22 protein-coding genes are annotated in these 26271 nt (G+C 63.9%); 13 read left to right on the plus strand and 9 right to left on the minus strand.

The features are described from left to right. The first annotated feature begins 81 nt into the window (after positions 1-81). Positions 82-804 (plus strand): haloacid dehalogenase type II, encoded by a 723-nt coding sequence (locus KUV45_RS19325; RefSeq protein WP_222163935.1) that lies wholly within the window; start codon positions 82-84, stop codon positions 802-804. Positions 805-1000: 196 nt separating this feature from the next. Continuing rightward, positions 1001-1513 carry a hypothetical protein gene (locus KUV45_RS19330; RefSeq protein ID WP_222163936.1) on the plus strand — a complete coding sequence of 171 codons (513 nt, stop codon included), beginning with the start codon at positions 1001-1003 and terminating at the stop codon, positions 1511-1513. 135 nt (positions 1514-1648) lie between these two features. On the opposite strand, the gene KUV45_RS19335 is transcribed toward KUV45_RS19330, so the two are convergent. Further along, positions 1649-2668 carry a Fe(3+) ABC transporter substrate-binding protein gene (locus tag KUV45_RS19335; RefSeq protein ID WP_206940683.1) on the minus strand — a complete coding sequence of 340 codons (1020 nt, stop codon included), beginning with the start codon at positions 2666-2668 and terminating at the stop codon, positions 1649-1651. A gap of 423 nt (positions 2669-3091) precedes the next feature. Here KUV45_RS19335 and KUV45_RS19340 point away from each other — a divergent pair, with 423 nt between their 5' ends. Beyond that, positions 3092-4207, plus strand: a complete 1116-nt coding sequence (locus KUV45_RS19340) for an ABC transporter ATP-binding protein (RefSeq protein WP_206940681.1) — start codon at positions 3092-3094, stop codon at positions 4205-4207. Positions 4208-4248: 41 nt separating this feature from the next. Here KUV45_RS19340 and KUV45_RS19345 read toward each other — a convergent pair whose 3' ends face one another. Next, positions 4249-5904: an iron ABC transporter permease gene (locus KUV45_RS19345; RefSeq protein ID WP_222164041.1), complete on the minus strand. Its 1656-nt coding sequence runs from the start codon at positions 5902-5904 to the stop codon at positions 4249-4251. Positions 5905-6122: 218 nt separating this feature from the next. On the opposite strand from KUV45_RS19345, the gene KUV45_RS19350 reads away from it, so the two are divergent. From KUV45_RS19350 to KUV45_RS19360, 3 genes are all read left to right on the plus strand, one after another. After that, positions 6123-6725, plus strand: a complete 603-nt coding sequence (locus tag KUV45_RS19350; protein ID WP_222163937.1) for a TetR/AcrR family transcriptional regulator — start codon at positions 6123-6125, stop codon at positions 6723-6725. 118 nt (positions 6726-6843) lie between these two features. Next, the gene (locus KUV45_RS19355) at positions 6844-7992 is read left to right on the plus strand and encodes an efflux RND transporter periplasmic adaptor subunit (protein ID WP_206940677.1); all 1149 of its coding nucleotides are present in this window, start codon (positions 6844-6846) and stop codon (positions 7990-7992) included. 3 nt (positions 7993-7995) lie between these two features. After that, on the plus strand, positions 7996-11043 hold the full coding sequence (locus KUV45_RS19360) for an efflux RND transporter permease subunit (RefSeq protein WP_222163938.1): 3048 nt from the start codon (positions 7996-7998) through the stop codon (positions 11041-11043). Positions 11044-11071: 28 nt separating this feature from the next. On the opposite strand, the gene KUV45_RS19365 is transcribed toward KUV45_RS19360, so the two are convergent. The 4 genes from KUV45_RS19365 to dctP form a co-directional block, all read right to left on the minus strand. After that, the gene (locus KUV45_RS19365; RefSeq protein WP_222163939.1) at positions 11072-12016 is read right to left on the minus strand and encodes an alpha/beta fold hydrolase; all 945 of its coding nucleotides are present in this window, start codon (positions 12014-12016) and stop codon (positions 11072-11074) included. A 219-nt stretch (positions 12017-12235) separates the two neighbouring features. Next, positions 12236-13561 carry a TRAP transporter large permease subunit gene (locus tag KUV45_RS19370; protein WP_206940669.1) on the minus strand — a complete coding sequence of 442 codons (1326 nt, stop codon included), beginning with the start codon at positions 13559-13561 and terminating at the stop codon, positions 12236-12238. Continuing rightward, the gene (locus KUV45_RS19375) at positions 13558-14070 is read right to left on the minus strand and encodes a TRAP transporter small permease subunit (protein WP_206940667.1); all 513 of its coding nucleotides are present in this window, start codon (positions 14068-14070) and stop codon (positions 13558-13560) included. The genes KUV45_RS19370 and KUV45_RS19375 overlap by 4 nt, the downstream gene beginning before the upstream one ends. 77 nt (positions 14071-14147) lie before the next feature. After that, positions 14148-15254 carry a TRAP transporter substrate-binding protein DctP gene (gene dctP, locus KUV45_RS19380; protein ID WP_206940665.1) on the minus strand — a complete coding sequence of 369 codons (1107 nt, stop codon included), beginning with the start codon at positions 15252-15254 and terminating at the stop codon, positions 14148-14150. A gap of 358 nt (positions 15255-15612) precedes the next feature. Between dctP and KUV45_RS19385 the strand changes: the two genes are divergently transcribed. From KUV45_RS19385 to rmuC, 3 genes are read left to right on the plus strand one after another with little or no spacing between them, the layout of a single operon-like run. Then, entirely contained in the window at positions 15613-17961 is a 2349-nt protein-coding gene (locus KUV45_RS19385; protein WP_222163940.1) for a tRNA(Met) cytidine acetyltransferase TmcA, read from the plus strand. A gap of 35 nt (positions 17962-17996) precedes the next feature. Then, the gene (locus KUV45_RS19390) at positions 17997-19463 is read left to right on the plus strand and encodes an aminoacyl-histidine dipeptidase (RefSeq protein ID WP_222163941.1); all 1467 of its coding nucleotides are present in this window, start codon (positions 17997-17999) and stop codon (positions 19461-19463) included. Position 19464: 1 nt separating this feature from the next. Next, the gene (gene rmuC / locus KUV45_RS19395) at positions 19465-20904 is read left to right on the plus strand and encodes a DNA recombination protein RmuC (protein ID WP_222163942.1); all 1440 of its coding nucleotides are present in this window, start codon (positions 19465-19467) and stop codon (positions 20902-20904) included. 164 nt (positions 20905-21068) lie between these two features. Here rmuC and KUV45_RS19400 read toward each other — a convergent pair whose 3' ends face one another. Next, entirely contained in the window at positions 21069-21542 is a 474-nt protein-coding gene (locus KUV45_RS19400; RefSeq protein ID WP_222163943.1) for a Dps family protein, read from the minus strand. Positions 21543-21750: 208 nt separating this feature from the next. Further along, complete coding sequence (locus KUV45_RS19405; protein ID WP_222163944.1) at positions 21751-22890, minus strand: glycerate kinase; 1140 nt, start codon at positions 22888-22890, stop codon at positions 21751-21753. 167 nt (positions 22891-23057) lie between these two features. On the opposite strand from KUV45_RS19405, the gene KUV45_RS19410 reads away from it, so the two are divergent. Genes KUV45_RS19410 through KUV45_RS19425 form a run of 4 tightly spaced genes read left to right on the plus strand, consistent with a single transcriptional unit; the run spans position 23058 to position 25799 of the window. Further along, positions 23058-23651 (plus strand): hypothetical protein, encoded by a 594-nt coding sequence (locus KUV45_RS19410; protein ID WP_222163945.1) that lies wholly within the window; start codon positions 23058-23060, stop codon positions 23649-23651. Continuing rightward, positions 23648-24004, plus strand: coding sequence for a hypothetical protein (locus KUV45_RS19415; RefSeq protein WP_222163946.1), 357 nt, complete (start codon positions 23648-23650; stop codon positions 24002-24004). The genes KUV45_RS19410 and KUV45_RS19415 overlap by 4 nt, the downstream gene beginning before the upstream one ends. After that, on the plus strand, positions 24004-24738 hold the full coding sequence (locus KUV45_RS19420; RefSeq protein WP_224852132.1) for a DUF1007 family protein: 735 nt from the start codon (positions 24004-24006) through the stop codon (positions 24736-24738). The genes KUV45_RS19415 and KUV45_RS19420 overlap by 1 nt, the downstream gene beginning before the upstream one ends. Then, the gene (locus tag KUV45_RS19425; protein WP_224852131.1) at positions 24732-25799 is read left to right on the plus strand and encodes a nickel/cobalt transporter; all 1068 of its coding nucleotides are present in this window, start codon (positions 24732-24734) and stop codon (positions 25797-25799) included. The genes KUV45_RS19420 and KUV45_RS19425 overlap by 7 nt, the downstream gene beginning before the upstream one ends. 7 nt (positions 25800-25806) lie before the next feature. Here KUV45_RS19425 and KUV45_RS19430 read toward each other — a convergent pair whose 3' ends face one another. After that, positions 25807-26232: an HIT domain-containing protein gene (locus KUV45_RS19430; RefSeq protein WP_222163947.1), complete on the minus strand. Its 426-nt coding sequence runs from the start codon at positions 26230-26232 to the stop codon at positions 25807-25809. Positions 26233-26271: the final 39 nt, after the last annotated feature.

Genomic DNA, 26271 nt, shown 5'->3' on the forward strand with positions numbered 1-26271 from the left:
AGCGCCAGCCATGGTCTATGCTGTTGTCCCAATGGAGGTGCTGGCAAGGCACCGTACGCGGCCGACAAGGAGAGCAACAGCATGGCGACGCCCTGGCAACGACCCAAGATACTGGCCTTCGATATCTTCGGCACCGTGGTGGATTGGCACGGCAGTATCGTGCGCGAGGTCGAGGCCCTGGGCCTGCTTGACGGTCCCGGCTGTGCGCTGACGCCAGCTGACTTTGCCCGAGCCTGGCGGGCGGGCTACAGGCCTGCAATGGCTCGGGTGATGTCAGGCGAGCTGGGCTGGACGCGCATCGACGACTTGCACCGGATGATTCTGGACGAGCTGCTCGATCAGTATCACCTGGCGCTGGACGAGCCGGGGCGGAGGCAGCTCAACCTTGCCTGGCACCGGTTGGCGCCTTGGCCCGACAGCGTCGAGGGGCTTTCGCGACTCAAGCAACGCCATGTGATCTGCACCCTGTCCAACGGCAATCTGGGGCTGCTGGCCGAGATGGCCAAGCTAGGGGGGCTGCCCTGGGACCTGATTCTGTCAGCAGAGGTCTTCCGCGCTTACAAGCCCCATCCGGACACCTACCTAGGCGTCGCAGAGGTGTTCGAGGTGGACCCTTCGGAGGTCATGCTGGTGGCCGCCCACCAGGATGATCTCGACGCCGCTCGCGGCTGTGGCCTCAAGACCGCTTACATCGAGCGCCCCCACGAGTTTGGCGCCGATGCCCCCAAGTCGGTGGAGGGATCCTCCGCCAACGACCTTCACGCCAGCTCGCTGACGGACCTGGCCCGGGCACTGCAGTGCTAGTGGGCCAGTCGCTGGAGGCTAAGGGTAATGACCATGGAACCTGGTGATGCCTGGGGGCTGGCTTTGCTCGCCAGGTAGTCCGCCTCGACAAGAGGTCATTCACCACTGCCGAGATCGTGTTGCGGGTGCTATGGTGTCGGTCATGGAATGCCAACTTGGTCGTGGATGCCACGGCCCCATTGCCGGAGACAAGGATATGACACGGGTAAAGATGGGATGGGCAGCGCTTGCCATGGTGACGCTGGCAGGCTGTGCGTCGACCTCGCAGCCACAGACCGCCGCGGAAATGTTTGACTGTAGTGCGCTCAATCAGGCGGTGGCGAGTGCCGAAGGAGGCTTTGCTGGCATCAAGGGGCGTTTCGAAGACAACCGTCTGACCCGCACCTGGGAAACCGACGTTCAGGCGTTTCATGAGTCCTGCCTGATCACCTCATCCCAGCGTCCCGATCATTATTCCTGTTTCGGCCGCATGGACAGCAATGATCCGCGCGGGGCGCTCGCGGTCGGCGGTGAAGCGCTGGGGCAGTGTCTTGGCGCGGACTGGTCCTCGACCCGTGAGGAAGGCAGCGACCGCTTGATCTTCTCCAAGGCAGGCACCGACACCACCGTGTCACTGGAAACCTTCCTGAATGATCGCGGGCGTCGCATGGCCAGCCTGGATGTCTGGCAGCATCCGGATGATCTGCGACTGGAGTCCACCGGCCGTTGAGCGCCATCTCGACGTTGCGGACGAACACGCTGCGATCCAAGACGCTGCGAACGAAAAAGCCCCGAGCCATCGACTGGCTCGGGGCTTTTTTTGCGTCAGGCCTGCAACTTGGCAGTCGCTGGCCTCAGCGATGGATCAACGCCAGCCAACGCGGTCGAAGATCTTGATCGCTTCCGGGTTGTTTTCACCCAGCACGCTGACGTTGACGTCGTCCTTCTTGAACTCGCCCCAGGAAGACAGCACCTCATCGAGGGCGACGCCTTCCACCACCGGGAACTCGTGATTGCCCACCGCAAACAGCTCCTGGGCCTTGTCGGATGCCAGGAACTCAAGGAAAGCCACCGCGTTATCGTGGTTCGGCGCACCCTTGACCAGGCCAGCGCCGCCGACGTTGACGTGGGCACCACGGTCATCCTGATTGGGGAACAGGATCTGGACGCTCTCGGCAGCTTCGCGCTCGTCGTCGTTGTCGGACGTCAGCAGGCGCACGTAGTAGTAGTGGTTGGCGACGGCCACATCGCACTCACCGCTGGCCACGCCCTTGATCTGGTCACGATCACCGCCTTCCGGGTCCCGCGCCATGTTATCGACGACGCCCTGGGCCCACTCCTCAGCCCCTTCCTCGCCGTGGTGCTCGATCATCGATGCCAGCAGTGACTGGTTGTAGATGTTGTTGGACGAGCGAATGCAGATCTTGCCCTTGAGGCTCGGGTCGGCAAGCTTCTCGTAGGTGTCGACCTGTTCAGGATCGATGGTCTCCGGGTTGTAGAAGATCGCACGCACACGCTGGCTGAAGCCGAACCAGTCACCTTCAGGGTGGCGCATGCTGGCGGGCAGGCGCTCATTGAGTACCTCGGAGTCCACCGCCGCGAAGATGCCTTCTTCCTCGGCACGCCACAGACGGCCAGCGTCCACGGTCATCATGATGTCTGCCGGGCTGGCTTCGCCTTCGCGCTTGATGCGCTGAATCAACTGATCGGAATCGCCCTGCAGCACATTGACCTCGATGCCGGTCTCCTCGGTAAAGGCATCGTACATGGCCTGGTCTGAGTCATAGTGACGAGCGGAGTACACGTTGACGCTGCCGTCGGCGTAGGCAAGGCCGGAAGCGCTTGCCAGGGCAATGGCTGCGGCGAGGCGAGTGGCGTTTGACATCGGAGACCTCTTGTAGTGGGGAATGATAATACGTGTCATTCTGCGATGATATTGAACGGCTTGTTGCCCGTGGCGTCAATCATTGTGCCTCCACGGAGCGATGGCGATGGCTTCACTCGGCATAGTCGGCACGGCTCATTCGAGGTAAGCCCGCTACCATAGGGGCAGTTACCTCAATAGAGGCAGTAGCCTCGACGAGGATTGCGCCTGCCAGGGGTGTGACAGGCGGTGCGGGGCACGCACCGGCGCTTGCCAGCGTCTGGTGAAGGGAGCTGGCCGGCGTCTGGTAACGGAAAAGGGGGAAGGCGTGTTGGAAGGATTCGCGTTACCATGGCCTGCCCAGCGGCGCTGGTGGGCGTCCCGAGGCCGCAGGGCCTGACACCCGCCACTCTTGTTTTCGGCTCTTCAGGTGCGATGACCGTCATGCCCCCACACTCTGCCTCCGCTGCTGCCGAGCAGCTAGCACTCGAACAGACACCGTTGATGACCATGCACAAGGTCCAGCATCGCTACGCTGATGCGCTGGCGGTGCGTGATGTGTCCTTTTCGATAGCGCCAGGGGAAGTGGTGTGCCTGCTCGGGCCCTCCGGCTGTGGCAAGACGACCTTGCTGCGCATTGTGGCGGGGCTTGAGGCGCTGCAAAGCGGGGAGCTGGTGTTCGATGGGGAGCGCCTTGCGGCCCCCGGGCTGGCCCATGTCCCCCCCGAAAAGCGCAGCGTCGGCCTGGCATTTCAGGAGTCGGCGCTGTTTCCTCACCTTAGCGTGCTCGACAACGTCAGTTTCGGGCTTAAGGGACTGCCGTCAGCCAAGCGCCGACAGCGGGCGCTGGAACTGCTTGCCCAGCTTGGCATGGACGGTTATGCCGAGGCATTTCCTCATACCCTGTCGGGAGGTCAGCAGCAGCGCGTGGCCCTGGCCCGAGCCCTGGCGCCTTCGCCCAAGTTGATGTTGCTTGACGAGCCCTTTTCCAGCCTCGACGCACGACTGCGGGACCGGATTCGGGACGATACCCTGCACGTGCTGAAGCAGCTGGGCGCTGGCACCCTGCTGGTGACCCATGACCCGGAAGAGGCCATGTTCATGGCCGATCGTATCGTCTTGATGCGAGAAGGCAGGGTGGTGCAGGCAGGCACCCCGGAAGAGCTCTACTGTGCGCCCGCGACGCCCTTCGTGGTGACCTTCTTTGGGGACGTCAATCGTCTTGAAGGGACGGTGCAGCGGGGCTATGTGCGCACGGCCGTGGGACCGGTGGCAAGTGACCTGGCCGAGGGGTCGCGTGCGCAGGTGCTGGTGCGACCGGAAGCGCTGCGGGTGGTGGAGATCGACAGTCCCAAGGCGCACGAACATCACAGCCACGTGCTGATGGCACGCCTACTGGGACGCAGCAGCCTGTTGCACCTCTGCGTGCATGGCAGTGATGGCCAGGAAGCCCACATGCACGCCCGCGTACCCGGCGTCTTTCTTCCCCGCGAAGGCCAGGCCGTCCAGGTCAGTCTCGATCCGGCCCAGGCCTTCGTCTATCCGGCCGACATGGTCTGATATCAGGTGACATGAGCTGGCTCGGCTGACGCCCGGTCTGATCAGGCGCCTCTGTGACCAGGGCGCGAGCGGCGCATGGCCAGACTCAGCAGAACCACCGGAATGATCCCCACCGCCACGATTGCCAGCGAGGACGTGGACGCCTCGGCGAGCCGCTCGTCGGCGGCCAGGTTGTGGGCCCTGACCGCCAGGGTGTCGAAGTTGAACGGACGCAAAATGATCGTGGCCGGCAATTCCTTCATGACATCCACAAAGACCAGGATACCGGCGGCCAGCAGACTGCCTCGCATGATCGGCGTGTGCACCTTGCGCAGCGTGCCGGTAGCGGTCTCTCCCAGGGTGCGTGCAGCGGCATCCATCGACGGTGTGACCTTGCCCAGGCTGGCTTCCACCGCGTTGAAGGACACCGCCAGGAAGCGCACTACGTAGGCGTAGATAAGGATGAAGGCGGTGCCGCTGAGAATGAGCCCGATCACCTCGCCGGTGGCGGCCTTGTAGAGCTGATTGACATGGTCGTCGACCCAGGCAAAGGGAATCAGGATGCCGACGGCCACGACGGACCCCGGGATGGCGTAGCCAAGGGAGGCAATTCGCGTTGCCGTGCGGGTCACCGCGCTGGCTTCCAGTCTGGCGCCGTAGCTCAGGATGACCGCCAGTCCCACCGCCACCAGCGAGGCGCTGATGGCCAGCAGCAGGCTATTGCCGGCGTACTCCAGAAAGGCGCCTCCCAGCACGCTGTCGCCAGCCTTCAGGGCCATGCTGCCCAGCAACAGGCAGGGCAGCACGAAGCCCACGGTCACCGGCACGGCGCAAGCCAGTGTCGCGCCCCAGGCACGGGCACCGCTAAGTCGATACTCCGGCAGCTGCTGATAGCGGTGCGAGGTGTGATGAAAGCGGCGCTTGCCCCGTGACCAGCGCTCGAGCAGCACGAACAGGATGACGAAGGCCAGCAGGCAGGCGGCCAGCTGGGCGGCGGCGACCTGCTCGCCCAGGCCGAACCAGGTGCGGTAGATGCCCGTGGTGAAGGTATCGACGCCGAAGTACTGCACCGCGCCAAACTCATTGAGGGTCTCCATCAGCGCTAGCGATACCCCGCCCACCAGAGCCGGACGCGCCAACGGCATCGCTACCTGGGTGAACATCTGCCAGGGCGTGCGACCCAGCGTTCGTCCCACATCCAGCATGCACACCGACTGCTCTAGAAAGGCGGCTCGCGCCAGCATGTAGACGTAGGGGTAGAGCACCAGGGTGATCAGGGTGGCCGCCCCAGGCAGGGAGCGAATGTCGGGGAACCAGTAGTCACCGCGCGACCACTCGAAGGTCTCCCGCAGCAGGCTCTGCAGTGGGCCTGCGTACTGCAGAAAGTCCGTATAGGCATAGGCGATGACATAGGTAGGCACCGCCAGTGGCAGCAGCATGGCCCACTCGAACAGGCGCTTGCCCGGGAAGCGGCACATGACCACCAGCCAGGCGCAGCCGGTACCGATCGCCAGCGTGCCAAGGCCGACGCTCAGGACCAGCAGCAGGGTGTTGACCAGGTAGCGACTCAGCACAGTGTCGGCAAGGTGGCGCCAGATATCGCCAGCAGGCACAAGAATGTGGCCAAGAATGACCAGCACCGGCAAGGCGACCACGGCGGCAACACCCAGAGTGAGCCAGCCCCAGCGAGATAGCCGTCGTGATGGAGCGTTGGCCATTGAGGAAGAACTGCTGGACAAGGGGATACTCCTGGTCGGACACCGCAGGTCGGGCGGGACGCAAGATGATACCAGCCCGTCGCGGATGCTGCAGTCAGTGGAAAGGGGCAGGGGCGCGGTATCGCTCAGGTATTCCTGCAAGGCAACCACTGGATGGCTTTGAAAGTGAATGAGTATTCATTTATTTTAAAAGGCATCTGACAGGAGGCTTTTACATCGTGCGACCCCGTGATGACAGCAAGCGAGTGGGACTGCTCGAAGCCACTCTGGTCGAAGTGACAGAGCACGGCTTTCAGGTCGCCTCGGTCGCGCGTATTGCGCGTCGCGCCAAGGTCTCGCCGGCGACGGTCTACATCCACTTCACCGACAAGACAGCGCTGCTCGAAGCGACCTTTGTGCACGTGTGTGACCGCTTGATCGATACCGCGCTGGAAGCCTTCGATGACGAAGTCGACTTGCGTGCAGGGCTCAAGGCGATCTGGCGGGCGTTGTTCGGCTTGGCGCTGGAGCAGCCGCGGCTGTTTCGCTTTCACGATGCCTTTAGTCACTCGGTATGGATGACCGAGGCACTGCGTGAGCGCAACGACCGCCGACTGTCGCCGCTGCTTGACGTGGTGGACCAGGGCCAGCGCAGCGGTGTGCTCAAGCCCGCCGGTCGCGCCCTGGTGCACTGCTTTCTGTTTTTGCCGATCTATCAGCTGGTACACGGCCAGCAGTGCCACCCCTTCGACCCCAGTGACGCCAATATCGAGCTGGCCTTTGCCATGGCCTGGGATGCGATAGCCGCCAGTCCGGAGGCGGCTACGCAAGGCTGTCGCTGAATACGTCCTGTTGGCGCAACAGCCTGAACCAAGAGCCTGACGCAAGACATTGAAACAAAACTGAATACTGACCCCCGATAGCCCCTGACCCAAGACCCCTGGATGCATTGGAGCCCCCATGATCCCTTTCCGCCAGCGCCTGATTCTTCGTCGACGAAGCCTTGTTGCCACGCTGCTTGCCGTCGTTGTGATAGCCGGCTGTGAGGCCGACCAGCCGCCACTGACGCAGCAACAGGTGCATCCGGTGAAGCTGGTAGCGCTGGATGCCAAGCGCCAAGGCATGCTGATGCGCTATCCCGGTCAGGTTCAGGCGTCTGAGCGTTCGGAGCTCTCCTTTCGCGTTGGCGGAGAGCTGCGCGAGCTTGCCGTACAGCCAGGCGATGAGGTTGAAGCCGGCGACTTGATCGCTCGGCTGGACGACCGCGACGCCGAGAGTCAACTGGCCAGCGCTCGCTCCAGTTACAGCCTGGCGGAGGCGACCTACGAGCGCATGCGTATCTCGCTGGAGCGCGGCGCCATCAGCCGCTCACGCTTCGACGAGGCCAGGGCCGAATACCTCTCGGCCCAGGCCCAGCTCAAGCAAGCACAGGATCAGGTCAGCTACACCGAGCTGACGGCGCCGTTCAGCGGTGTGATTGCCTCGGTGCCTGTCGATAACTACCAAGTGGTCACCGCCCAGCAGACCATCGCCGAGCTGCAGCAGCCAGGTTCCATCGATGTCACCTTCCAGCTGCCGGAACAGCAGGTGCGCCGGATCAACGACGAGCGTGCTCAGGCGGTGCAGGACGGTGATGAGGCCGTGGTGTGGGTCACCTTCGCCGAAAATCAGCAGCAGCGGTACCCGGCCCGCTACAAGGAGCACGACAGCAGTGTGAGCCAGGGCTCGCTGAGCTATGAGGTGACCCTGACCCTGCCTGAGCCGGAGGACATCACCGTGCTGTCAGGCATGAGTGCGACCGTGCTGCTCGACATGAGTGCGCTCACCGGTGACAGCCGAGACCCCTGGCGCGTGCCGGTGGCCGCGGTGACCACTCGCGAGTCAGCCCCTGAGCAGCCTGTGGTGTGGCGCTTTGTGCCGGATGATCCCGCCGCCGCTGAAGGCCCCGGCAAGGTCGAGGCCGTGCCGGTGACGCCGGGGCCGATTACCACCCGCGGGATGTTGATCGAAGGCGAGCTTGAGGCCGGTGATCGGCTGGTGGCTGCCGGTGCAGAGCGGATGCAGGAAGGGCGACAGGTGCGCCCGTGGATCAAGGAAGAGGGGCTCTGATCAATGGTCGATTTTTTCCTGCGCCAGAAGGTGATCAGCTGGATGATCACCCTGCTGCTGGCCATCGGCGGCGTCGTCTCCTTCTTCGGCCTGGGCCAGCTCGAGTTCCCCGAATTCACCATTCGTAACGCCATCATTTCGACCCAGTACCCTGGCGCGACGCCTGAGCAGGTCGAAGAAGAAGTCACGCTGCGCCTGGAGAAGGCCATCCAGCAGATGCCTGACCTCAAGCGTGTCAGCTCGGTCAATGCCGACGGGCTGTCGCAGATCACCGTGGAGCTGGAGAACACGGTGCGCGAGAACGAGCTGGATCAGTACTGGGACCTGCTGCGCCGCAAGATCAATGATGCCCAGGTTCAGCTACCTCCTGGAGCGGGCACGTCGATCGTCAATGACGACTTCGGTGACGTTTTCGGCTTGCTGCTGACCTTGACGGGCGCGGACTACGGCCAGCAGGACCTGGAAGATCATGCCGACCTGCTGCAACGCGAACTGCGCCTGGTCGAGGGGGTCAAGAAGGTGGCCATCGCCGGCACGGTGCAGGAGCAGGTGGTAGTGTCCCTCGATCGTGACCGCATGAAGGCGCTGGGAATTTCGCCGCAACAGCTCAGCGACCTGCTCAATGCGCAGAACGTGGTCGGCGATTCCGGTCACATCAAGCTGGACGGCCTGTCCCTGTCGCTGCAGCCGACCGGCGAGTTCGACAGCGTCGAAGCGCTTGAGCAGCTGGTGGTAGGGCGGCCGGGTAATGGCCTGATTCGGCTGGGGGATATCGCCGAGGTGTCGCGTGAGCTCAGCGACACGCCCCAGTTGTTGTATCACGCGGGCGGCAAGCCGGCGCTGTCCATCGGGATTTCCTTCGCCTCCGGGGTCAATGTGGTGGAGGTCGGCGAGCGGGTAGAGGCCCGACTCGCTGAGCTGTCCCAGCGCATGCCGCTAGGGATGGAGCTGGAGACCGTGTATCACCAGCCCCACGTCGTGGAAGACGCGGTCAACGGGTTTTTGATCAACCTGGCGGAAGCCGTTGGCATCGTCATCCTGGTACTGCTGCTGTTCATGGGCGTGCGCAGCGGACTGCTGATGGGCTTGATTCTGCTGCTGACCATTCTCGGCACCTTCATCATGATGTCGATCCATGGGATTCAGCTGCAGAAGATTTCGCTGGGCGCCTTGATCATCGCCCTGGGCATGCTGGTGGACAACGCTATCGTTGTCACCGAAGGCATGTTGATCGGCATGGCCAGAGGCAAGACCAAGCGCCAGGCGGCACTCGAAGTGGTCGGACAGAACCGGCTGCCCTTGCTGGGGGCCACGGTGATCGCCATCACCGCCTTTGCCCCGATAGGGCTGTCTCCTGATGCCACCGGTGAGTTCGTCGGGTCCCTGTTCTGGGTGCTGTGCTATTCGCTGTTTCTCAGTTGGATCACCGCCCTGACCCTGACACCGTTCTTCTTTGATCTGTTCTTCAAGGACCGCGTTGCGGGCGATGACCAGAGTGACGACGTGGACCCCTACCGCGGGCTTTTGTTTCGGGTCTTCCGGCGCATGCTTGTCCTGGGTATACGGTTTCGCTACCTGACGCTGTTGCTGGCGGTCGCCCTGCTGGCCGGTGCTCTGTCGGTGTCCGGTCAGGTCAAGAACGCCTTTTTTCCGGATGCCACCACCCCGCTGTTCTTCGCCGACGTGTGGCTGCCGGAGGGGACCGACATTCTCGATACCGAGCGCACCGTCGAGCGGCTGGAGCAGAAGGTCCTCGAGATGGAAGGCGTGACCCAGGTGACCAGTGTGATCGGTGGCGGCGCCCAGCGCTTTACCCTGACCTATGCCCCGGAAGACCGCTACGCGAGCTTTGGCCAGTTGATCGTCGAGACTCGTGATCGCGACAGCCGAGAGGCGCGCATGCGCGACGTGATCGAGACGCTGCGACAAGACTTCCCGCGGGTTCAGTACAAGGTGCAGGCGCTGCAGGTAGGCCCATCGGCCAAGGCCAGCATCGAGGCGCGTATCTACGGTGATGATCCCGAGACCCTGCGTGAACTGGGGGCACAGGTGCGCGGCATCTTTCAGGATGAACCCATGGCGGACAGCATTCGCCTGTCATGGAGCAATCGCGAGAGCGTCATTGTCCCCGAGTTCCTGGATGAGCAGGCACGCCGGGTGGGGGTGACCCGCGATGGTCTGCAGCAGGCCTTCCGTCTCAACAACGATGGCGAGCAGGTCGGCGTCTATCGGGAAGGCAGTGAGCTGATCCCGATCGTGATGCGCTCCCAGGAGGGGCAGCGTCACGACATCGATAACCTGGGCGCCATCAACGTCTGGAGTGAAGAGCAAGGGCGCTACCTGAGTGCGGGCAACGTGCTGGGTGAGCTGCGTACCGAGCTGCGGGACCCCTTGATCAAGCGCCGCGACAGGCGGCGGATGTTGGCCGTCTACGCAGAGCCCATGCCGCTCTCCGGTGAGACCGCTGCCAGCGTGCTGGGACGGCTGCGGCCCCAGGTGGAGGCCATCGAGCTGCCGCCAGGCTACGCCATCGAGTGGGGCGGTGAGTACGAGACCGCCAGCGAAGCTCAGCAGGCGCTGCTGTCGTCGCTGCCGATGGGCTTGCTTGGCATGTTCATCATCACGGTGCTGCTGTTCGGGCGCCTGCGACAGTCGCTGGCCATCTGGTCCATCGTGCCATTGATGATGATCGGCATCATTGGGGGCCTGGCCCTGTTGGGAGCACCCTTCACCTTCATGGCGCTGCTCGGCACCCTGAGCCTGATCGGCATGGTGCTGAAAAATGCCATCGTCCTGATGGAAGAGATCAACGTCCAGCGCAAGATCCAGGACGATGCCCATGATGCGGTGGTCCAGGCTGCCGTCAGTCGTGTACGCCCGGTCACCATGGCGGCGATCACTACCATGTTGGGCATGTTGCCCCTGTTCACCGATGCGTTCTTTGCCTCCATGGCCGTGGTGATCGTGTTCGGCCTGGGGGTGGCGACGCTGCTGACGCTGGTGATGGTGCCGGTGGTGTACTGCACGCTGATGCGCATTCGCGCGAGCTGAGAGTGGGCCGTGATAGCTCCCGGCGACGTCAGCCGCCGGGGGCATAGAGTTCGCGATTCGGTGTGACGGCAGAGGCGTCCTGCGTGCTCTGTGCCTGCGGGTCAGTGGACGCCAAGTGCTGCTCCAGCCACCCCGTCAGCAGGGGCCACAAGGTCTCCCGGTGGCGTCGGCGGAAGCCGTCCAGGTGTCCCAGTGCGCCACTGCCCAGCGTCTCAGGAGTGAGCTGCAGACGCGTCACCGGGGCCTGGGTGAAATAGGACGTCAGCAGGTCAATGCTGTCGCGGCTGGCGTAGGGGTCGTCATCGAAACCGACCACCAGCAGCGGTATGGTCAGCCTGGCGAAACGGGCCTCTGCGGCAAGCTCAGGATCATCGAAGAAATAGCGCGGCAGACTGATCCAGTGGCTGCACTGGCGGGCAACGCCGCAGGGAACGTCTTCACTGACCCCCAAGCGCCGACAGGGGACATAGCCGGCGACGCGGGACAGCAGAGGAAACAGGATCTTCAGCAGCACATAGGCCCGCAGGCGAAGCCACGGTGACGTGATGAAGCGCAGGCAACTGGCGTTGCAGGCGATCAACACCGCGGCGCTCAGCAGTCGACTGGCCTCGCCCAAGCCAATGGCATGCCCGCCAAAGCTGTGTCCCACCGCCAGCATCGGGAGCGTCGGCCAGCGCTGGTGCGCCCAGCGCGTCACGCTGTCGGCGTCCAGTTCTGCCCAATCCTGCATGCTCACCTGTAGCTGGTCGAGGTGTTCCGGTCGCGACCGGCCTATCCCGCGGTAGTCATAGCAGATCACCGTCAGCCCTCGTTCACACAGGGCATTGGCAAACCCCTGATAGAGACGCTGGGAGACAGCGGAAGCGGGATGGATGATCACCACTCCTCGCGGGTCCTGGTCGGGTTCGAAGAGGCTGGCGCCGAGCGGATAGGCGTCGGCGGCAGGTAGGGTAAAGCGAGAGACATTGGCCATCGGTTGGGCCCTGCACGGTAGGTGGATCGAGAGGTCGGGATCTCTCGATAAGTAATACGGCGCAGGAACTAGGTCGAGGCTTTACCAAAACGGTAGCGCGGGAGGGTGAAAAGCCGAAGAGTATGCTCTCTCGGTACTGGAAATCTCGTCGCTGCAAAGTAAAAAAGCCCCCGCCGAAGCGGAGGCTCACTCGTACCGTCGCGGTGATCTTGCGTGTACTTATCCGAGCAGCTTGGAGGGCAGGCCGGTGACCAGCCAGGGGAAGTACGACATCAGCACGCAGGCCAGCAGGATCAGCGCGCAGAAGGGAATGACCGCCTTGTACAGATCCAGCGTCTCGACCTCGGGCGGGGCCACGCCCTTGAGGTAGAACAGCGCGTAGCCGAAGGGCGGGGTCAGGAAGGAGGTCTGCAGCACCACGGCGACCATGACCACGAACCACAGCATGTCGACACCCATGGTCTCCACGATGGGGAGCATGATCGGGAAGCTCAACAGTACGATGCCGGTCCAGTCGAGGAACATCCCCAGGACGAATACCAGCAGGAACATCAGGATCAGCGCACCCGTGGTGCCGCCCGGCATGGCCAGAACCAGCTCGCTGATCACATCCATGCCCCCGCCAATCGAGAACACCCCGGTGAAGGCGGTGGCGCCGACCAGCACGAACATCACCATGGTCGTCGTCTTGCCGGCCTCGATGAAGGTGGTATAGCAGGTCGACAGCTTGCGGTCGCCGAAGATCAAGAACAGGCAGAACGCCAGCGTCACGCCAATGGCAGAGGCTTCCGTGGCCGTGGCAATACCGGTGAACAGGGCTCCCAGCACGCCAAGGATCAGGCTCATGGGCGGCAGCACATACTTGCACAAGCGTACGATCAGCTCGCCGGTACTGGTTTCGGCGCGTTCCTCGACACCTACCGGGGGACCGAAGTCAGGTTTGATCAGGCAGACGATGAGCACGTACAGCGCGTACATGCCCCCCAGCAGCAGGCCAGGCACCAGCGCGCCGGCAAACAGTGCGCCGACCGACACGGGAGAGTAGCTGGCCATCAGGATCAGCATGATGCTCGGCGGGATCAGAATGCCGAGACAGCCGCTTGCCATGATCACCCCGGCGGACAGCCCCTTGTGGTAGCCGTACTTGAGCATCGGCGCCAGAGCGATCAGTCCCATGACGGCGATGGAGGCACCGACGATGCCGGTAGTGGCCGCCAGCAGTACCGAGACGATGACCACCGTCAGCGCCAGGCCGCCGCGCACACGTCCGAGCAACAGTCGCATGCTCTCGAACATCTTCTCGGTGACGCCGGAGTCGTTGAGAAAGCGTGCCATCAGAATAAACAGCGGGATCGCCACCAGAACATAGTTGTCCATGGCGCGCCCGTAGATGTTGTTGATGATGATGCCCAGCACCTGTGGGCCGGGGCCCAACCAGGCACCCAGCACCGCCATGCCACCCAGCACGAAGGCCAGCGGGTGGCCCATGAAGAGCCCCAGCATCAGTCCGGAGAACATGAAGATGGTAAGAAGTTCGGCACTCATCGGGCCTCCTCCCTGTCGTGGGTAGTCAGCTCCGTGATAGCGCGGATGACGATGGCGACGGCCTGCAGCAGGATCAGGACACCGGCGATGACCAACACGGCCTTCACCGGGTACACCGGAATGGAGACGATGCCGTAGGTGGACTCGGCGCGGCTCCATGAGCGTTCGAAGAAGCGCCAGCTATAAGTGATGAACATGATGATGAAGGGGGTGAAGAACAGCAGGTAACCCAGCAGGTCGATCAGCGCCCGGCCACGGCGGGACAACAGCTGCTTGACGATATCCACCTCCACGTGGGCGTGATGACGCAGCCCATAGGCGGCCATCAGCATGAAGTGGGTACCGAACAGCATGGTGGTGATGTCGAAGGCCCAGTCACTGGGGCGTCCGAAAAAGAAGCGCATCGCGATGTCGTAGACCACCACGAGGGTGATGATCGCGATCAGCGGAGCGATCAAACGGCCGAACCACTCGTTCAAGCAGTCAATGGCCTTGGCAATGGCGTTCATGGTGGAAGTCTCGTCGATATCCAACGATGACCGGCGGCCTGATCAAGGCCGCCGGCCGGTGAAGGCAAGCGTGTTGCCTAGTTCATGCAGGCTTCGATGTCGTCGAGCGACGGGATGTTGTCGGTGACGCGGCTCATGTTGAAGGGCACTGAGACGTCACGCCACTGGGCGTAGTCCTGCAGGTAGCTGATCATCGACTGATAGACCTTGGCATGCATCGGGTCCTCGCAGGCACCCTGCACGATCACCTCGTTGGTGATGTCCTGGATCTTGGCCAGATCCTCTTCGGACAGCTGGTTGATGGTGGTGCCATCCTCGATGAACTTGGCGGTGCCTTCTGTCGACTGCTTCTCGGACCAGGCCAGTGACCAGGCCATGGTAGCTTCAGAGGCGATCTTCAGCTTGGCCTGAGTTTCCTCGGACAGTGCGTCCCAGGCATCCTTGTTGATCATGACGCCGAACACACTGGCGGACTGGTGCCAGCCAGGGGTCATCCAGTAGTCAGCCACCTCGGAGAAGCCGGCCTTGTAGTCCACCCCAGGGGTGGAGAATTCGGCGCCATCCACCACGCCACGTTCGATGGCCTGATAGATTTCACCGCCAGCCAGAGTGACCTGAGAGCCGCCGAGTTGCTCGAGGACGCGGCCTTGGTCGCGACCGGACAGGCGCAGGCGCTTGCCTTCGATGTCGGCGATGGACTCGATCGGCGTGCCACCACGGAAACCCGATTCATTGTTGGTGATACCGTAGGGCAGGTAGACCATGTTGTACTGGCCGTAGATCTCCTGGTAGAGCTCAAAGCCCCCCCATTGGGTAATCCAGTTCAGGTAGTCGACGCCATTGAACAGGCTGGTGGTCGTTGCCAGCGGCGAAAATGCCGGGCTGCGACCGGCCCAGTAGCCAGGCCAGTCACCGGCGGCCTGGATGCTGCCGGTTTCGGTGGCATCGAAGACTTCGGTGCCAGGCATCAGGGTGCCGCCGGCGTAGAACTCGATCTGGACTTCGTCACCGGCCAGCTGGTTGACCAGCTCAGCCCAATGCTTGTCGATGGCGATCAGGTCGAGGTTCTCTGGCCAGGTGGTGGTCATGGTCCACTTTTCCTGGGCCATTGCCGAGCTGGACATGGTGGCCAGGGCGATACCAGCCACCAGGCCGGTAAGCGTGAATGTGGTGGTGTGCTTCATGCAGGTGCTCCCCGTGGGTTGTTGTGATTCTGCAAAGGAGGCGGTCGCTGCCTCTCCAGGTTGGCGTTTGGCATCCATGGTGGCGGTGCCTGGGAGTAGTGGCCGAACAGCGGGGGGACCCTCGCTGTCGCCTCGGCTTCATCAAGCTAGCACGGTCCACAAGCGTTGTTCGATGCGACACATGTCGATGAATCACCACGCTTTTTTGGCATATGCACAGCTCTTGAAGCGATAAAAAGTATCGACAATTCAAGAAAATGAATAAGTTAGAAGCGGATCTATGCTGCACCGCCATAGATCGCACGAGCGTTTAATCGGTGCTTTCATTAGACCAAAGTTGATTTATCCTGGAGCCGCCATGCATAGCCTCGTCACCCATGCCGATCTCGAGCGCCTACGCGACTATCGTGCGCGTCTGGCCCAGCAGCGTCAGCGCGGGATGGTGTGGATGACGGGGTCGCCGGAACAGGTCCGTCGTCGAGCCCTGGAGTGTCTCGCACAAGGGGGCTGGGAGGCGCCGCTGTGGGCGGGCATGGACCTCGAGGTCGTGGCAGAACCCGCACGGGACGAGGTGGAGATGGTGGCGCTCGGCAAGGCCAGGATGCGCCTGGGGCATGAACACGATCTGCTGATCGTCGATGCCCTGTCACCCGCCTCGGGGCTCGACCCCGATGCGCTGGGCGCGCTGTCCGGCACCCTGGTCGCCGGCGGTCTGCTGTTGCTGCTGATGCCAGACGACGGCGGCCGTCAGCCTGATCGGGACTACCGGCGTATCGCCGCTCATCCCTGGGCGCCGGCGTCGCTGACCAGTCACTATCTTACGCGCCTGCACCGCTTGCTGGGCGAGCTGGATGGCGTCATGCACTGGCATGGCGATGCCGGCCTGTCGCCAGCACGCTCTTTAGATGGGGCTCCAGACCGAGCTTCAGCCCAAACTTCAGACCTCTCTTCAGCTCGGGCTCCGGCGTCCTTATCGCCGACTCAATCCGAAACGGTGTCACCGTCCCCGGATGCTGACTGCCTCACCGTGGACCAGGCCGAGGCGGTGCGCCGGTTGTCTCGCCTCAAGCGCCGCCGTCCGCTGGTGATCACCGCAGACCGTGGTCGCGGCAAGTCCGCGGCGCTGGGCATCGCCTGCGCACGAATGCTGGAGCACGCCTCCGCCGATTCGCCGGTCGAGATCCTGCTGACCGCCCCCAGGGTGTCATCCGTGGAGGCGGTGTTCGCCCGTCTGGCGGCGCTGTTGCCGGAGGGCGTGCGTGACGGCAATGACTACTGCCTGGCCGCCGGGCGGCTGCGCTTCATGGCCCCAGATGGGCTTTGCGATGCCGTGACCCTGGGCGAAGCCGGAGGCGCCGGCAGCGTCCTGCTGGTGGATGAGGCTGCGGCGATTCCGGCAGCGCTGCTGGGTCAGTTGCTGAAGGCATTTCCGCGTGTCGCTTTCGCTACCACCGTGCACGGCTATGAAGGCTCTGGTCGCGGCTTTGCGCTGCGCTTCAGGCTTCAGCTCGACGCTATCACACCGCAGTGGCAGGCCATGGAGCTGACCGCGCCGATACGCTGGGCGGCCGGTGATCCCCTGGAAGCGGCGATATCGGCTCTGCTGTGTCTGGACGCGGAGATGCCCGACGTCCCGGTGGCTGCTGGCGACCTGGCGTCCCAGGTCGCGGCGCTGCCGTCGTCAGTACTCGATCGGGCGGCCCTGGCGCAAGATGAGGGAGCCCTGCGCGGGATGTTCGGGCTGCTGGTGCAGGCCCATTATCGCACCACCCCCAGTGACCTGCGGGCGCTGCTGGATGGTCCTGACACCCGCCTGTGGGTGCTGGGCCCGCCGGCCCATCCGGTGGCGGTCTGCGTGACCATCGATGAAGGCCGCTTTGACGACGACCTGGCAGAGCAGGTGCTGCTGGGGCAGCGGCGTCCACGGGGACACTTGATGGCCCAGTCCCTGGCCGCACACGCCGGCGAGCGAGGTGCCTTGACCGGGTCGTTGCGCCGGGTGTCCAGAATTGCCGTGCATCCTGACTGGCGTCGTTGCGGATGCGGAGCGCGCCTGCTCGATGATGTCGCCGATCAAGCGTCGCTAGATGGCTGCATGCTGCTTGGGACCAGCTTCGGTGCAGATCCCGAGTTGCTGAGCTTCTGGTACAGCCGGGACTATCGTCCGGTGCGCCTCGGCCTGACCCGGGAAGCGGCCACCGGGGAGCACGCGGTCATGCTGGCCCGGAGCCTGACAGATGACGGGCAGCGGATCCTTGAGCGCCTGACCCAGCGCTTCCAGCGACAGCTGCCAGGACTTCTGGCGTTCGAGCTGCCGCTGCTGCCGCCGCAGGTGGTGATGGCGTTGTTGGCCCATTCCACGCTGGCGCCGCCGGATGATCATGACCTGGGAGAGCTGACGGATCTGGCGCGGGGTCTGCGTGAGCCCGCCTTGTCGCGACCGGCGATCCAGGCCCTGGTCGTTGCCCTGGCCCGGCTGTCTCACCAGGCCATCACCTGTGGCGATCAGGGGGGGAATGGCGATCAGGGGGGGAATGGCGACCTGGCGTGGCTCGCGGCCTGGGCGTTTCAAGGCCGCTCGGAAAGTTCCCTGGCTGGAGCGCTTTCGCTCAGCGGCAAGGCACAGGTCAAACAATGGCTTCGGGACGCAGTGGGACATGGCCTGGACGTGACCGGTCACCTTTCCAAGCCGGCGGAGCAGGGGTAGAGTGCCTGCATCTGCAAAACCTGGGCATCACCTGCATGAACCGACATCTCGACACCCTCGCGCCTGCCATTGTCTGGCGCCACTTCCGTACCCTGTGCAACACACCGCGCCCGTCGGGCCATGAAGCCGCCCTGGTGGCCGCTATCGAGGCCTGGGCCGAGCAGCAAGGGATCGCTCACGACCGTGATGCCTACGGCAACCTGCGCCTGTCCAAGGCCGCAAGCCCAGGCCACGAACAGGCCCCCGGCGTCATTCTCCAGGGCCACCTGGATATGGTGGCCCAGGCCAATGCCGACATGCCCCACGACTTCACTCGTGACCCCATCGTGACCCGGGTCGAAGAGGGCTGGCTCAAGGCCGATCGCACTACCCTGGGCGCCGATAATGGACTGGGCGTTGCCGCTGCGCTGGCCATTCTCGAGGAGCCGGAGCTGGTCCACGGACCCCTTGAGGCCATCTTTACCCTGGAAGAAGAGACCTCCATGGGGGGCGCTCTCAACCTGGCCAAGGACTGGCTGACCGGCAGCATACTGCTCAATCTGGATTCCGAGGAGCCCGGTCAGGTCTACATTGGCTGTGCCGGCGGTGCTGATGTGGTGGTCGAGGCCCAGCTACCGATGGAGTCGACCAGCGAGGACGAGCAGGCGCTGACGCTCAGCCTCAAAGGCCTGCGGGGTGGGCATTCCGGGATCGACATCGACAAGGGGCTGGGCAACGCCAACCGGCTGCTGGTGCGGGTGCTGCGCGCCCTTGATGGCGGAGAAGTGCGCCTGGTGGAATACCAGGGCGGCACCCTGCGCAATGCCATCCCGCGGGAGGCACAGGCGGTGATCATGGTGCCCCGGGACGAGGTCGAGCACGTGCGCGGTCGTGTCACCCAGCTGGAGGAGGAGCTGCGTCAGGAGCTGAGCGGCGTGGATGAGGGCCTGCGCCTGACCCTGGAGCCCTGCCCAGAGCCTCGTCAGGAGGCGCTGACCTGTCACGCCAGCCGGCTGCTGGTGGCGGCCTTGCATGCTGCCCCCTGCGGCGTCGAGCGCATGAGCGTCGATGTTCCGGGCGTGGTCGAGACCTCCAACAATCTTGGCGTGATCCGCCTGGAAGAAGGCCGCTTTCACCTGTGTGCGTTGGTGCGCTCGCTGCGTGACAGTGCCACCGCCGACCTGGCCGAACGCTTCAGTGCCCTGTTTGAGCTGATCGGGGCTCGGACCCGCATTGAGAACGGCTATCCTGGCTGGACGCCACAGCCTGACAGCAGCGTGCTCGAGCGCTTCTGCACGCTGCATCGGGAGCAGTTGGGTGTGGCGCCGGAGATCAAGGTCATCCACGCCGGGCTCGAGTGCGGTATTCTCGGTGGCAAGTATCCACACCTGGAGATGATTTCCTTCGGCCCGCTGATTCGTGGTGCTCACTCCCCCGATGAGCGTGTCGAGATCTCCACGGTGGAAGCATTCTATGACCTGCTGAAGGCCGTGATCAGTGACCTGGCAAGGACCCCTGACTGAGATGAAAGAGGCGTTGCTTACGACCCCGATGACGCCGGCCTTTGCCGGCGTCTCGCTGTTGGCCCTGGTGGCGCTGTGGCTGGTCTGGCGTGGTCGCCAGCAGCGCCGCCGCCAGGATCAAGCGCTGGAGCAGCTGACACAGCGTCTGGAAGAGCGTCAGCAGGCCTCTCGTCAGCTGGAGCAGGAGCTGGCGATCAGCGATGCCCAGCTGGATGCCAGTCGAGAGCAACTGGAGACCCTGCGGCGCGAACGGGACAGCCTGCGTGAGCATATGGCCGAGGTGCGCGAGCACAATGCCCGGCTGGAAACCGAACGAGAGCAGATGACAGCACGCCACCGTGAGCAAATGGCGCTGGTGGAGCAGGCGCGGGACAACCTCAAGCAGGAGTTCCACCAGCTGGCCGGCCAGGTCTTCGAGGAGCGCCAGCAAGCGTATCAGGCACAGAGTCGAGAAGGCATGGAGTCATTGCTCAAGCCTTTCCGTGAGCAGGTCGATCAGTTCCGGCGACGGGTCGAGGAACTGACGGGACAGCACAGTCGTGAAGCGGTGTCGCTGAAGTCCCAGATCGAGCAACTGGCCAGCTTGAACGCGCGACTGGGAGAAGAAGCCGCTGGCCTGGCCCGGGCGCTCAAGGGTGATCAGAAGGCCCAGGGTGGCTGGGGCGAGCTGATGCTCGAAACGGTGCTGGAACGCAGCGGCTTGAGGCGCGACATCGAGTACCGGCGAGAGGTCTCGATGAATGGTGAACAGGGGCGCCAGCGGCCCGACGCCATCATCTATCTCCCCGAGGATCGCCACCTGATCATCGATGCCAAGGTCTCGCTGACCGCCTGGACGAGGGTGGTCAATGCTGACGATGAGGCAGAGCGAGAAGCGGCCATGAGTGCTCACCTGACCTCCCTGCGTAGCCACATACGTGGGCTCGCCGCCAAGGATTACCCGGCGTTGCCGGGGCTGCATTCACCGGATTTCGTGTTTCTGTTCGTGCCGGTGGAACCGGCCTTCGCCGCAGCCTTTGAGCGGGACCCCTCGCTGTTTCAGGAAGCCTTCGATCGCCAGGTGGTGGTGGTCACGCCGACCACCTTGCTGGCCAGTCTCCGCACCGTGGCGGGACTGTGGAGCATGGAGCGCCAGAATGAGAACGCGCGCATCATCGTGTCCCGGGCGGAGCGTCTGCTGGGCAAGTTCTCTGGCTTCGTCGAGAGTCTCGACGATGTGGGCAAGCACCTGGAACGGGCCAGTAACAGCCATCAGCAAGCGATGAACCGGCTGTCTCGCGGGCAGGGTAGCCTGGTGGCCCAGGCCGTGGAGCTTGAGCGTCTTGGCGCGCGCATGAAAAAGCCACTGCCTCAGGAGTTGAAGCGTGCGGCGGAGGCTTCCAGCACGCTGACCGGCACTGATGAGGCCGGCAGCCATGAAGGACATGGCAGGTCGTCCTGACGGCTGCCCCGGAATCTGCCTTGAACGTCACCCTTGAACCCCTGAAGTTAGAGGACTCGCGCAGGCAGCGCGGTGGTGACGGTCGGGTGGTTGGAAGCAAAACGCCCCGCGCGCCAGTGGCTGGCGCGCGGGGCGAGATCATTCAGGCCGGTGTGGCGGTGTGGTCAGCCCAGGTAGGCGCCCAGCATCCACACGGTCTTCTCCTGCTCACGGATGTAGTCCCCGACCTGAGAGGCGGTGCCCTCATCGTCGGCATCCGAGGCCACCGACAGGATTTCGCGCTGTAGTTCGATCAGCTGCTGGTACCCTTGGAGCACGCCGCGCACGCAGGCCTCACCGTCGTGCACGTCCTTGTCTTCGCCGATCCGTGACAGGGTGGTGTAGTCACTGTAAGCGTGGACGGGCTTGTGCCCCAGCGTAAGGATGCGTTCTGCGACCTCATCTACCTTGACCAGCAGGTCGGTGTAGAACTCCTCGAATTTTTCGTGCAGCTCAAAGAAATTGGGGCCCTTCACGTTCCAGTGATAGCCACGCACGTTCATGTAGAAGATCTGGTAGTTGGCCAGCAGTTCGTTGAGCTTGTTAGCCAGGTCGCTGGCGCTGCCTTGGTGCAGGCCGATGGCGTTGGTGTCGCTCATGCAATACCTCCTTGATCGCTGTGGTCCTGTATATCCTGACAGGATATCGATACCGGTGGGCGGGAGTGAAACCAATTACCTCCATCGCCGCGATAGGGCCCATTGATGACCGCTCCTAATGACATAGTGATGAACCCCTGCATTTTCAAGGGGCGTGTCCAGGGCGGCGTGTTCCATCAGCCCCAGCAAGAGCGCTTGTCGACAGATATTAGCGGCCTGACGTAGCGAGCATGGCACGCAGCAGATTTTCCGTGCGATCAGACAGCAGTTCGGCACAGCGAGCCAAGGCTTCATCGAGGTCCATGGGCCCATCTGCCAGTGCAAAGGCGGCGCTGACGCCCTCGTCCAGAGCGGCCTGCCAGCCGGGTGCCATGCGTCCTGCCAGCACGATGACCGGTACGCCACTGGCCCGTGCCGCACGGGAAATACCTATCGGCGTCTTGCCCGACAGGCTCTGGCCATCGAGCTGGCCCTCGCCGGTGATCACCAGGTCGGCATTGGCCAGCCGCTGCTCCATCCCGGCCTGCTCCATGATCATCTCGATACCCGGGCGCAGCTGCCCCCCGAGGAAGGCCTTTACCGCGAAGCCCATGCCTCCAGCGGCGCCGGTGCCTGGCGCATCTCTCCAATCCTGGCCCAGCTGCTCCGCGGCCTTGTCGGCCCAGCGCGATAGCGCGGCATCCAGGCGCTCGACGTCCTCCGGGGAGGCGCCCTTCTGAGGGCCAAAGATGGCACTGGCGCCACGCTCGCCCAGCAGCGGATTGTCCACATCCACGGCGGCCTCGACCACGACCGAGTCGAGGCGCCGGTCTAACCCGGAAAGGTCGACCCTGGCCAAGTGCTCGAGGCCGGCGCCAGTGGGGGAAATCGGCTGATCATCGGCATCCAGCAGCCGTGCCCCCAGCGCTGCCAGCATGCCGGCTCCGCCATCATTGGTGGCACTCCCGCCCAGAGTGATCAGCATGCGCTGGGCGCCGGCGTCGAGGGCCGCCAGGACCAGCTCCCCGACGCCGTGGGTAGTGCTGTGAAGCGCCGTACGCTCTTCGGGGCTCAGTGCCTGCAGTCCGCTGGCCTCTGCCAGTTCGATATAGGCCGTCTGGCTGGCGGCATGCCATCCCCAGGCAGCCTCGCCTGGTCTGCCCAGAGCATCCTGCACGGTGGCGGTACGGCGCTCGGCGCCGGTGGCGCTGAGCAGGGCCTCAAGGCTGCCTTCTCCCCCGTCTGCCATCGGACATTCATCCATGGTCAGGGTGGGGTCGGCGCGTCGCGCACCCTCGGCGATGGCGCGGGCAGCATCGGTGGCGCTCAGCGCGTCCTTGTAGCTGTCGGGGCAGATCAACACATTCATGGGTGGCCTCTCCGGTTCGAAGAAATGAGCGGGTGACATGAGCGGGTGACAAGGGGGACGACATGGACAGCCCCCTGGTCGGAATGTCCTGCTGGACCAGCGTTTGCCCCTGACTCGGGACAGCGTAGACTCTCGGAAGTATTTCACGTCATCGGCAGGAGGTCCTGATGCAAGTGTCCAAAAAATGGCGTCCTTCAAGCCGCCCCGATTGGGCGAAATGCTCAGGCGTGGCGGCGTTGTGTCTGTTGCCGTGGCTCAGCGCCTGTCAGACCACACCTCAGCAGATGCCGGTGGCGGAGCCAGCCCCGTCGCAAGCCTGCCAGTGGCCCGTCGTCGATGGGGCAGTGAGTCTTGCGGATGTGGTGGCCGTGCTCGAAGGCCGTGACTTTCTGGTGCGCGATACCGATACCGCGCTGGGGGTGGTCAGTGCCGAGAAGACCGAGCGCACGACCTACCATAATGCCGATGCGGTCAGGCCACGCCTCGGTGGCTTCGTGCTGGGGGGTAGCGGTGGGCATGTCGGCGCCGGAGTTGGCGTCGGGTTCGGTTCCTGGGGTTGGGGCGGCAGCGATGATGCCACCCGAGTGGAGCGCGTGTCCGTGGCGCTGACCGACCAGCAGGTTCAGCTGACGCGGGACATTCGTCTGTTTGACTGGACCGGCCAGCTACGGGAGTCGCGTACCGCCAGCGATGCCTCGTTCTGCGCCTCGATTCGCCAGCAGCTGGCATCCCAGGCGGGTGTCTCGGGAGGCATCGAATGAGCCGTTGCTGGGGAATACTCGTGCTGCTGTTGCTCAGCGGCTGTGCCGGCCCATCGGTCACCACGGAAGCGCCGCGGCAGATGCAGGTGGCCGTGAGCGCAGAGCAGACCCTGAACGAGGCGCTTGCCCTGTTGATGGAGCAAGGCTACGTCATCACCCAGGCAGATGGTGCACTTGGACGCATTGATGCCTCCTTGGCGCGGCCGCCTGGCTATCGTCTCGAGGTGCGGGTCGAGGACGTTGGAGACACCCAGGCCAGTGTCAGTCTGCAGGGATTTCGTGGCGGTCGCGCGCTGCCCGCTGACGTCGTAGAACCGCTGTTTGTTCAACTACAGGGAAGACTTGCCCGTTGATGTACGCACTACAATCCGTCCTGGCCGCGGCTGTCTCGCCGAAGCGCCGTGCCACCTGTGGGGATCGCCATTCGCTGTCGCCACGTGTTCGCCGCTTGATGACGATGGCCTGTCTCGTGCTTGTCCTGGTGGGGCCCTGGGCAAGCCAGGTAGCGCTGTCACACCCCCATAGCTGGGTCGATCTGTCGGTCCAGCTCGAGACCGATAGCGAAGGCCGGGTGGCGGCATTACGCCAGATCTGGCGTCTTGATCCGTTCTACAGTCTGGTGCTGCTGGAAGAGATCGATGCCGACGAGGAAGGGCGCGATGCGGCCCTCGACCGCCTGGGAGGGGACATGCTGACCAGTCTGGCTCCCCGGGACTTTTTCACCGAAGCCGAGATCGACGGCGAAAAAGTGGTTTTTCAGGGCGTCAGCGATGCCACCGTGATGGAGCGCGATGAGCGTATCGTGCTGCACTTTCGCCTGCCCCTGGCCGAACCCAGGGAACTTGCCGGCAGCACCCTCGAGTACCGGGTATATGACCCCTCCTACTACGTGGAGGTGGTCCACGAGGCCGATGCGGATGGTCCGTTGGACCAAGCGCTGACAGCGCCCGACGGCTGTCAGGCATCGGTCATCATTGCCGAACCCGATCCGGACAAGGTGATGGCGGCCGCCCAGCTGGATATCGACGACAGCGCGCCGGAAGGGTTAGGACGCTTCTTTGCCGAGACGGGGCGTGTATCGTGCTGAAGCTTCAACAACCTTGGGTTCAGGTGTCTCTCGCGGTGGGCGCCGTCGCGGGCGTGTTGCTGTTGCTGGCGGTGACCGGCGCGCTGGATACGCTCGGCCACTGGGTGCTCGCCATGCAGGCCGACCTGCATCGTCGCTTGACTCAGGCGGTCACACTAATCGACCAGACGCCGTCCGCTGCAGCCTGGGCCACCTTGATAGGCCTGAGCCTGTTTTACGGCGTTTTCCACGCGGCAGGACCAGGACATGGCAAGGCTGTGATCAGCGCCTACCTGGTCTCCCAGGGAGGCGCCTGGCGTCGCGCCCTGGCTCTGTCGGTGGGAGCCGCGCTGATGCAGGGAGCGGTCGCCATCCTGCTGATACTGGCGCTGGTGCAGGGGCTGGGCTGGCTGACCCGCGAGGCACTGGGCAGTGTGGTGTGGGTCGAGCGGTTGAGCTTCGCCCTGGTCGCACTGCTGGGGCTGTGGCTGAGCGGACGCGCGCTGAAGCGGCTGGTGTCGCTGTCGCGCCCAGCGCAGCAGTCTGCTGGGTCTGAGCACCATGGGGCACACCATCACGAGCCGCACCATATCGAGGCGCACCACCACGAACATCCGTCCCACGGGCATCATGCTCATGGTTCGCATCATGATCATCACGAGTGTTGTGGCGGTCATCACCATGTATCGCCGGATGGCAGTGGTCGCGAGGCCTGGCTGGCCGTGTTGGCGATCGGTGCCAGGCCATGTTCGGGGGCCGTGCTGTTGATGGGCGTGACCAGCCTGCTGGGCCAGCCATGGATGGGGGTGGCAGCGGTGCTGGCGATGTCGCTGGGTACCGCCATGACGGTCTCCACCCTGGGCATCGCCAGCGTGCTGGCACGGGACTGGGTGTCCGCTCGCGTGGCGCGGACATCCGCCACGCGAAGTCGCGCCGTGGCACGCCTGGCCGCCATGGTGGCACTGGCCGGTGGCGTGCTGATCATCGGACTGGGCGTTCTGCTGATGCTGCAGGTTGGCGCATCGGATCCTGGCTTGCCACTGATGGCGCCAGGTAGTCGCAGTGGTGGCCTCGGCGTGTGACAGCCCGTCAGGCGCGCAAGGACAGCCCGCCGGCCAGCGCCAGCACACGGTCCTTGGTGGCGGCCAAGCTGTCCTTGTCGTAGGCGATGGCCTGGCTGTGGCCCCACACCGGCCCTGGCCAGGCCGCGTCGCCTTCTCGCCGCACGATCACATGCACGTGCAGCTGCGCCACCATGTTGCCGAGGCTGGCAATATTGAGCTTGTCACCCCCGGCGTGGGTCTTCAGCGCCTGGCCCAGGCGAGTGGCTTCTCGCCACAGCTGTTGCTGGTCGGCTTCCGAGAGGTCGAACACCTCGATGGCGTTGGCCCGCCTGGGAATCAGTACCAGCCAGGGATAGCGGGCATCATCCATCAGGCGCAGCTGACACAGCGGTAGTTCGGTGACGGGATAGGTGTCGGCGACAAGGCGTGGGTCGATGACGAAATCGCTCATGGCGGGCTCCTGAATGGCGTTTCAGGCAGGGTACATCAG

Source organism: Halomonas sp. DP3Y7-2 (genome assembly GCF_019800795.1).
Classification (GTDB): domain Bacteria; phylum Pseudomonadota; class Gammaproteobacteria; order Pseudomonadales; family Halomonadaceae; genus Halomonas; species Halomonas litopenaei_A.